The 8571-nt window shown below is 34.4% G+C and carries 14 protein-coding genes; 13 read left to right on the top strand and 1 reads right to left on the bottom strand.

Features of this window, described 5'->3' with window-relative positions; all coding sequences use genetic code 11:
* Positions 1 to 945: 945 nt before the first annotated feature.
* Both AB3X49_RS13765 and AB3X49_RS13760 read left to right on the top strand, forming a co-directional pair.
* Positions 946 to 2154, top strand: coding sequence for an AimR family lysis-lysogeny pheromone receptor (locus AB3X49_RS13765; protein WP_367962772.1), 1209 nt, complete (start codon positions 946 to 948; stop codon positions 2152 to 2154).
* Between the two features lie 350 nt (positions 2155 to 2504).
* Positions 2505 to 2657: a hypothetical protein gene (locus AB3X49_RS13760; protein ID WP_367962770.1), complete on the top strand. Its 153-nt coding sequence runs from the start codon at positions 2505 to 2507 to the stop codon at positions 2655 to 2657.
* A 13-nt stretch (positions 2658 to 2670) separates the two neighbouring features.
* Here the strand turns inward: AB3X49_RS13760 and AB3X49_RS13755 are convergent, their stop codons facing one another.
* Entirely contained in the window at positions 2671 to 3018 is a 348-nt protein-coding gene (locus AB3X49_RS13755) for a helix-turn-helix domain-containing protein (RefSeq protein ID WP_367962766.1), read from the bottom strand.
* A 158-nt stretch (positions 3019 to 3176) separates the two neighbouring features.
* On the opposite strand from AB3X49_RS13755, the gene AB3X49_RS13750 reads away from it, so the two are divergent.
* The 11 genes from AB3X49_RS13750 to AB3X49_RS13700 all read left to right on the top strand — a co-directional run bounded on the left by AB3X49_RS13750 (position 3177) and on the right by AB3X49_RS13700 (position 8563).
* Positions 3177 to 3386 carry a helix-turn-helix domain-containing protein gene (locus AB3X49_RS13750; RefSeq protein WP_367962763.1) on the top strand — a complete coding sequence of 70 codons (210 nt, stop codon included), beginning with the start codon at positions 3177 to 3179 and terminating at the stop codon, positions 3384 to 3386.
* Between the two features lie 80 nt (positions 3387 to 3466).
* Positions 3467 to 3709: a DUF3102 domain-containing protein gene (locus AB3X49_RS23220; protein WP_483298778.1), complete on the top strand. Its 243-nt coding sequence runs from the start codon at positions 3467 to 3469 to the stop codon at positions 3707 to 3709.
* 376 nt (positions 3710 to 4085) lie between these two features.
* The gene (locus AB3X49_RS13740) at positions 4086 to 4856 is read left to right on the top strand and encodes a phage antirepressor KilAC domain-containing protein (protein ID WP_367962760.1); all 771 of its coding nucleotides are present in this window, start codon (positions 4086 to 4088) and stop codon (positions 4854 to 4856) included.
* A gap of 643 nt (positions 4857 to 5499) precedes the next feature.
* A complete protein-coding gene (locus AB3X49_RS13735) occupies positions 5500 to 5649 on the top strand; it encodes a hypothetical protein (protein ID WP_367962757.1) in 150 nt (49 codons plus the stop codon).
* Between the two features lie 14 nt (positions 5650 to 5663).
* On the top strand, positions 5664 to 6146 hold the full coding sequence (locus AB3X49_RS13730) for a siphovirus Gp157 family protein (RefSeq protein WP_367962754.1): 483 nt from the start codon (positions 5664 to 5666) through the stop codon (positions 6144 to 6146).
* Positions 6143 to 6826 (top strand): ERF family protein, encoded by a 684-nt coding sequence (locus AB3X49_RS13725; protein WP_367962751.1) that lies wholly within the window; start codon positions 6143 to 6145, stop codon positions 6824 to 6826. The genes AB3X49_RS13730 and AB3X49_RS13725 overlap by 4 nt, the downstream gene beginning before the upstream one ends.
* 15 nt (positions 6827 to 6841) lie before the next feature.
* Positions 6842 to 7021 (top strand): hypothetical protein, encoded by a 180-nt coding sequence (locus tag AB3X49_RS13720; protein WP_367962749.1) that lies wholly within the window; start codon positions 6842 to 6844, stop codon positions 7019 to 7021.
* Positions 7018 to 7590, top strand: coding sequence for an NUMOD4 domain-containing protein (locus AB3X49_RS13715; RefSeq protein WP_367962746.1), 573 nt, complete (start codon positions 7018 to 7020; stop codon positions 7588 to 7590). The genes AB3X49_RS13720 and AB3X49_RS13715 overlap by 4 nt, the downstream gene beginning before the upstream one ends.
* Positions 7590 to 7811, top strand: a complete 222-nt coding sequence (locus AB3X49_RS13710) for a hypothetical protein (RefSeq protein WP_367962744.1) — start codon at positions 7590 to 7592, stop codon at positions 7809 to 7811. Before AB3X49_RS13715 ends, AB3X49_RS13710 begins: the two co-directional genes overlap by 1 nt.
* Positions 7812 to 8201 carry a hypothetical protein gene (locus AB3X49_RS13705; protein WP_367962741.1) on the top strand — a complete coding sequence of 130 codons (390 nt, stop codon included), beginning with the start codon at positions 7812 to 7814 and terminating at the stop codon, positions 8199 to 8201. It abuts the gene before it with no gap.
* Positions 8171 to 8563: an LvrA C-terminal domain-related protein gene (locus AB3X49_RS13700; RefSeq protein WP_367962739.1), complete on the top strand. Its 393-nt coding sequence runs from the start codon at positions 8171 to 8173 to the stop codon at positions 8561 to 8563. The genes AB3X49_RS13705 and AB3X49_RS13700 overlap by 31 nt, the downstream gene beginning before the upstream one ends.
* Positions 8564 to 8571 lie beyond the last annotated feature (8 nt).

Genomic DNA, 8571 nt, shown 5'->3' with positions numbered 1-8571 from the left:
TTCTTATACAGTAAGATATGTGAAATTTTAGGTTAGAATATAGAGTATATCCTGCGTAGAGCACTTGGGTATAGGTGCTCTTTGTTGTATAATAAACTTATTTTAAGAGTGTTTTAGGTATAGGTGGAATTGAAATAATACATTGCTATCGATCTAAGATTGTACTTTTTCTTTTAGTCATGTATAATCATCTTACTTACTCAGATTTTTTTGTTAAAAGCGTAGCGTCCAGTGCTACGCTTTTTTATTGTATAAGAAAAAGACACTCTCTTGAAGTGCCTCTCCCTACTTGATCTACATAAGCCTTTTCTTACAGCACAAACATATCTGGATTCCCACCCACTTTACATTTTATCATATCTCTTTATAAAGTTTAATTAATTTAATGTGAATTTTATAAAGAAAAGACACCCTAAGGTGCCTTCCTCCGACTTGATAACCACTTTAATTTTAACAACACATTCGGGTTGCCTACCCGATTTCAGTTTAACATATTTATCTTTATTTATGTGAATTTTTAGTTATTTAACAAAACATTTACTCTTATGTTTTTAGCGTATTTAGATGATTAGTAAACATATTGAGAAAGTTATTTTCTAGTGTGAACACCTATATTCGACATACTTGATCATGTTAAAATATAAAGGTAAGATGTATAACTTATGTGATGAGAGAGTTGTTTTATTAATTAGAAGGTGTGTAATTCTACCTATAATTTTTGGAATATTTAATCTTAAGGTTAATGTAAAAAATAATATACAAAAACTCGCAGAGCGTGTGTAAGAGTGCTAGAACACAATTACACCGCTTTCCTAAACCCACCTTAGGAAAACACTTCGCTACATACGAGTTCCTTCGTAGTTTAACACAAAAAGAATCTCGTAGTATAGTATTCCTATTGATAAAGTTTGGATAGAGGCTTTTTTGTATTATGGAGGGAGTAGTATGGAAGCGATCAAAGAAAATTCGAAAAAACAGTTACGAAAAGAAATCAACCGTAATTTGATGAAAGAATTGATGCAGAAGATTAAAAAGAAAGCTGATGAATTAGAACTTACATTTCCTGAAATTGAAAGGCAGACTGGGGTAGATCGGGTAGTAATTATTGATGCTGTTTCCGGAAATACTGCTGAAATGAAGTTTGATAACTTTTTACGTATAACAACCGTTCTTTATGAAAATATGGAGGAAAGAAAAACGGTCCTTAATGAATTTATTTCGTTAATGGAAAATCCATTGAATATCCGTAAGGCCTTAGTTTTTTATCAGGGAGTCGGCGAATTTGAAAATATTGATGCTCTTATAACAGCACACGAAGATCATAATAAATTAAAAAAGTATTTATGTGTTTATAAATATTTTAATATGAGAAACAAAAACGAAAAAAAAGGCCAACCATTAATAGACGAGTTAGATAAAAAATCATTTTCGATGGAGGCTGAGTGTGGGGTCTTAGTTAATATGATATACAGTTTTTCGATGTATGACATTTTTAACATTAGGGCTATGCATCCATATTCTGATAGAGTAGAAAAGAATTTAGGCGATATGACAAAAGGATTTATCAAATCTTGTTTAGAACTACATTATAAAGATCGAGTTGCATATATTAAATTATTCAACGATGAACTAGAAGAATGTAGAGCATTATGTAATGAAATATTAGAAAGTGATTTGGAGATAACTGTACTTAAATCAACAGCGATGTGCTGTGTCGGAGAATCTTACATGATTCAGGACCAAAATCTTTCAGAAAAATGGATTTTAGATAGTATCGATTTTCTCGATAGGCATGGAGTTTCTAGAGATAGTAGGAAATATAAAGCATTTAATACCACGCTGAACTTCCTATACATCGAATTTGGTTTTAATTTAGAGAAAATTAATTTTGATTACATTGATACTTCAGAATTAGGATACTACATAGGATTATATGAAGATAAGGAAAAAGGACTGGAAATGATATACAATTTAGTCCAGAAACGCGGTAGTTCACCATTTACAGATTATTATATTGCTAGGATCAACAAAGACTTAGAAGGACTTGAACGAGCGCTGGTAAGGTTTGAAAGGGTAGCGAATTATCATTATGCGAAGGTAGTTCAACGTACGATAGATGTACTAAAAAAGAAACTTGGAAGGGTTGAAAGATAATGAGAAAATTCGGGATAATATTATTAAGTTTTGCTAGTGTGTTTACAATAATGTTAAACGTAGGAACAATCGAAAAAGAAAATGCTTCTAATAAAACAAAAGGTGTTGAATATGTACAGTATATGAGCAAAGAACCCGGGGGGCACTAGGTTTGTAAGTACCTAACTAAAAGTTAGTGAATAACGTATATTTGAAAGGACGTTGCGTAAAATCGCATCGTCCTTTCGTGCTTCTTACGGAATGTTGGTTTTCGGACGATCGACTAAAAACCGACGCTAGCAATTTTATTATCAAAAAAATTAGATAGGAAACAGACGTTATATAAAACAATGGAAAAGGATGGATGCGAGATGAAGAAAGAACTAGTGGGTTTAACTGGGAAATTAGAAGTTTTATTTCAACAAACAGAACAAGAAAATCCAAAGGCAAAGGACGATCTTGTGACTTTTTTACAACAAATAGATATGTTTGAAAAAAATAATAAAAAAGAAGACGATTGTTAGCATTCATTTGCTATCAATCGTCCATATTGTCAACCATGCCGTTTATCATTTTAAGAAGGAATTTTTGTTGTTCCTCGGTTAATTGAGTGATTCTATTCACAGTGTGGTCTAGCTTTTGTTTTATTTCCGGGCTGAGTTCTTCGCCAGAATTTCTTTGATCTGTTTTTCCAAGAATGTAATCTACACTTACATTCCCTTTGGTAGACATTTTATTAATGGTTTCAATGGAAGGATTTTTCATACCAAGTTCAATTAATGAAATTAAAGATTTGCTGACACTTATAGAATCCGCAAATTGTTGTTGAGTCATTCGTAAATTTGAACGTATTTCTTTTACACGTTTACCAATGATATTTTCCATTTTAAAGCTCCTTTGTAAGAGTTGTTATCTATAAGGTAACAGATTTGACTACTATTAGACAACAAATAAAATTTCTGCAGAAAAATTTTATTTTTATGTTTACCTAGGGTAGTTTCGGTGTTATGATAAATTCAACGAATTAAACAAGGGTGGTTTACATGATTAAATTTAACAAAGAAAGAGCCAAACTGTTAAGGGAAATGAAAGGTTATACTCAAAGTTATGTAGCGACAAAACTGGATTGTCATAAAAGTGCTTACGGTCATATGGAAAGGGGGTTTAGGCAACCAAGTATCGATAAGCTAGGTAAACTTTCAGAAATTTATGGTGTATCGACGGATGAATTGCTAATGAAAAAACTAACATGATTATATTTTTTTGCATAAATGACTACCTTAGGTAACTTCAAGTGGACTACCATTAGTATTTTTAGAAGCAGGTGAATAAAATGAACGAAATCATGAATTTATCAACCGATATTAATGTCATTACAGTGGAGATAAAAAACTATCAGCAAATTGCAGGGCAGTCGATATTTGAGATTGGTAAGCGTTTAAAGCATGTAAAAGAAAATGATTTGGTACATGGTGAATTCGTAAATTGGTTGAGAGTTAAGGGAAGTCAAAAAGTCACTCAAAGAAAAGGACGAGCTCCTTCAGCAAGCACAGAAAGAGGTAACCCAAGCTCGTAAGTCCGAACAACTTGCCCGAAAGCAACTAGAAGAATTTGAACAACAAGAACCTCAAATTATCGAACGAGCAGTTGTAAAAGAAGTGAAAATCGAATCTAAATAACATATTAACATTATAAATAAATTAAAGAATAAGAATACAAAACTCAAGGATACAGCGGATTTCTACAAACAAAAGCGTCCACAATTTGATCGCGTATATGGATGACTTCCTGAAAGATGTGGTTGTCTCATCCCTCATGCGTGGTTCGATTGCTACTGCAAGTGATACTACGAAAGAACTAATAGATTCACGTATTGAAGCATTTCAGGATTTTCTGAATGATCTCAAGATAGCGAAGACAGGAAGAAAAATTAACTAATTGGAGGAATGAAGATGAATCAATTACAAAACTTTTCACATGGAGCATTCGGTAAATTAGAAATTCTTACGAAAGATGGGAAAGAATACTTCCCAGCAAAAGAAGTTGCTTTAGTTCTTGGATACAGAGACACAGTAAATGCTGTCAAAACTCATTGTAAGAAAGAGGGGGTGGTAAAACACCATGTCCTTACTAACGGTGGATATCAACAAAAAAACTTTATCAATGAATCTAACTTATATCGTCTAATAGTTAAATCAAAACTTCCGCAAGCGGAACAGTTTGAAAAGTGGGTATTTGAAGAAGTACTTCCTTCTATTAGAAAACACGGAGCATACATGACAGATCAAGTCCTGGAACAAGTGGTAACTAATCCAGACTTCGCAATCGGTCTTCTTACTAAGTTAAAAGAAGAGAAAGAAAAACTTGCAGTAGCACAAAAGCAAATCGTACAGCAACAACCGCTGGTAACATTCGCTGAAGCATGCATGCAGTCAGATCAAACGCTGAAAGTTGGCGAAGTTGCAAAACTAGCAATGAAGCAAGGTATCAAAATCGGACAGAAACGATTATTCGATAAATTACGTGAGTGGGGATTACTATTTAAAAACTCAACAGAACCTACACAAAAAGGTTGTGAAAGAGAATTATTCGAGGTTTCGCAAGGTGTTAAAAAAAAGCCAAATGGCGAAGCGTTCACATGGACAACAACATACGTAACACCAAAAGGACAAGCTTACATCATAGACCGACTGAAGAAAGAAAATGAACAGGAGGCGGTTTAAATGATGGAAAATCCAATATCCTTGGTGATTGTAGCTGTAGCAGTATGTTTGTCAGCGTACTTAGTGCATCGAATAGATGTTGTAGCAAAGAAAGCAGGATGGCTTGAAGGTGACAAATAAACAGCAGTGTGATGAATACGAACGAAAGAAAATTTTATGGATCATAAAGGATTTAAGAGCTAGAGGAGTACATAACAGCGCAGATGCAGTGGAAGAGAAATATCAGTATATAACTCTAGCTAAATAGGAAGAAGCCCTAGTTTGGGTCTAGGGCTTCTAGGCTAATTAGTACGTAGAGATTAACTACAAGTATAACATTGTATCTCTATAATAATATGGATAAATTTGTATTGAAAACGGACAAGTTTATGCTTGTCATCATGATTAGGAGCGGACACCTTTTCCCATCCACCTCGTTTCTGGTCATGATGATGCGCACAGCATCAAAAATAAAAAACCCGTACAGAAGCACAGGTTAGTTGTTACACATGTCGGTAACTGAATATTAACATAATTTACGTATAGTTTCTATGAAAATATAAAAAAGCGTCCGATGGCAACGAACACTTTCAAGAAAACACATGTAAATATCCATGTACATTATACCAAATGTTTTCTCCTGAAAACAAGAAGGAGTTAAAATATGAAAGATTTTTTACCTAAACAGGTGGCTCGTGCGGTTGAAGAATTAAAAAAGATGTCTGAGCAAGAGCAGGACAAGCTTAAAAAATTAGACATTGATTATGTAATTACAGTTTTAACAGGTCAGGCGTATGGAAGAATGCCATTTTAGGAGGGAAATAAACTATGAAACTTTATGATTTAACAAATAATTACCGTGAGCTACAAATGATGATTGAAGATGGTGTAGATCCATCAGCATTAGAAGATACATTGCAAGCAATTGAAGAAAGCATTCAAGATAAAGCACAAAACATCACCCTATTGATCAAAAACCTTGAAGCAGATACAGAAGCTATTAAGTTAGAAGAAAAGCGATTAGCAGACCGTCGGAGAGCGGTAGAAAACAACTGTAAGAGCTTAAAAGATTACTTGTATCAGCAAATGACTTTATTAGAAGTAAAACGCATCAAAGGCACAATCGTGACAGTAGGTATCCAAAAGAACCCAGCAAGTTTAGATATCGCACCAGATGCAGTGATTCCGCCGGAATATATGATTCCGCAAGAACCAAAAGTGGATAGGAAGACATTACTCGCAGCGGTTAAAGATGGGTTGCAATGGGATGGTATTTCGTTGAGGCAATCTGAAGGAGTGAGAATTAGATGAACCTTTGGCAAAAGCTAGTCGCAATTCGTAAAGACATAGATGTATTTGTAAAAAACGGAAAAAGTTATGGATATGACTACGTAACGGGTTCTCAGATACTCCATAAAATCAAAAAGAACATGGATGAGTTACAAGTCATTCTAATGCCTAAGATGGGTGAGCATAAAACATGGCAGTACAGTTATAAGAACCAAAAAGGAAGAGAAATAACAGACTTTGTTATTGAAGGTGATGGGGTTTACGAATGGATTAACGCCGAGAAACCTGAAGAGCGAGAAACAATCCCCTGGAAATTCTTTGGTCAGCAAGATGATGTATCAAAGGCTTACGGATCAGCACTGACATATTCGGAAAGGTACTTTTTACTTAAATTCTTCGGTGTTCCAACTGACGAAGATGATGCGGATGCTAAAGAACCTATACCTAAACAATCAAATAACAATAATAGCAATCAAAATAGAACAAATACTCAACGAACAGAAGACCTACCATTGCCGGAAAATGCTACTGAGGGTTCAGAAATCATTCTTTCGTTCGGTAAGTATGAAGGAAAAACGTTACGAGAAATTTTCAAAGAAAACAAAGGCTACCTTGAATGGTTAGTTAAGAATGACAAAACTGATAACCGGATAAAAACAGCTATCAATATGATGTTACAAGCAGCACAGCAATCAGCTTAATAAGGAGATGAAACCATGTTAGATAAAAACCAATCTAAAGTCGTCCTTCCGGCGTGGGCGTGGAAGGGCGTACGAAACGAACAAGAAGCAAAAGCTAAGGCGATTGAGTACATCACTCCTGATCGCTATCCAGGTTACAAAGTGTTGAGTGTTAAAGGCGACATAGCGGTATGCGAAAGGTGTGATTTCAAATGAATAGAGGAGAGCATTGGAAAGACATGATTGGATATGAAGGTGATTATAAGGTTTCGAATTCAGGGGATGTTTTTAGTGTTAAGAGTGACAAAATCATGAAGCCTTTCCAAACAAAGTCGGGATATTTAATTGTCAATTTACTAAAAAACAAGAAGAGAAAAAATTATAGAGTTCATCGTTTAGTGGCTATTCATTTTTTAACAAATACGGATAACAAAACAGATGTAAATCACATTAATGGGAACAAAAAAGATAATCATATTGAAAATCTAGAATGGTGTACGCATTCAGAAAACATTAGGCACTCTTGGGATATGGGATTAAGAGAAAAATCAAGAGAGGTAAGTAGAAAGACAGTTTCCAAAGCGCACTTGGCCAACAGGAAGAAAGTAGCACAGTATTCCCTAGAAGGTGAATTAGTAAATGTTTTTGATAGCGTAACTGACGCTTATAAACATTTAAACAAAAACATAAAGAACGGAACAATAGCAGCTTGTTGCAAAGGGGAATCAAAAACAGCGTACGGATATAGATGGGAATATGTTAATTCTTGTGAGGAGAGTGTGTGATGATTCCGATTCGAGTTAAACGAGGTTCAATGAAAGAAATATTAAAAGCGGTACGTGATTTAGAAGATCGTGGTTTTGATTATGTAACTAAAATTAAACCAGTTTATAAGACAACGAAAGATTATGTATATAACGAAAATAAAAACATTAAAGGCGGCTATAAATTCAACGGTATGGAAGAATACGTCTCTTATGAATGTTGGATGAAGAAGGTGAACTAAATGAGTAGCAACATATTTCAACTAGAAACATTCGCAAGAAGCGGCTATATGGTGCGACTCGCTTATGTAGATATCACTGGAGATTTAATTGCAGGAATCTTATTAGGACAAATTGTTTATTGGCACATGCCTAACGAACAAGGTAAAAGTAAGTTACGAGTTAGAAAGAACGGTGAATTTTGGTTAGCTAAAAGTCGTGAAGATTGGAAAGAAGAGATTCGAATTACACCAAAACAGTACGATCGAGCTATCAAAATACTAATCGAAAAAGGATTTGTGGAAGTGAAGAAGTTCAAATTCAATGGCGCTCCTACAAATCACATTAAATTAAACATTTCCGAAGTTACCGAAAGGGTGAAATGGAACTTACCGAAAGGGCTAATTCTTTAACAGAGATTACTACAGAGACCACAACAAAGAATAATATATGTGCTGCTAAAGCAGACACGAAGAAGAAGTCTGCAAAGCATTCTTATAGTGATGACTTTGAAGAAATATGGAGTATCTATCCAAAGAAAAGAAACAAACCTAAAGCATATCAACGTTATAAGGAAGCATTGGATAAAAATCATAGTCACGATGACATTAAATACGGAATTACATGCTATGCAAAAGAGTGTGAGAAACAAAATACAGAACTACAGTACATCAAGATGTTGGAAGGATTCCTAAACGACGGAAGATATTTGGAATACAAAAAGTCAGAACCAAAACAAACAGCTAACTATTCTATTGATAATTTACTTGATTGAGGTGTAAC

The organism is Bacillus sp. C30, from assembly GCF_040838255.1.
Lineage (GTDB): Bacteria > Bacillota > Bacilli > Bacillales > Bacillaceae_G > Bacillus_A > Bacillus_A mycoides.
The sequence above is the reverse complement of the archived record's forward strand: the minus strand, read 5'-3'. Positions and strand labels throughout refer to the sequence as shown.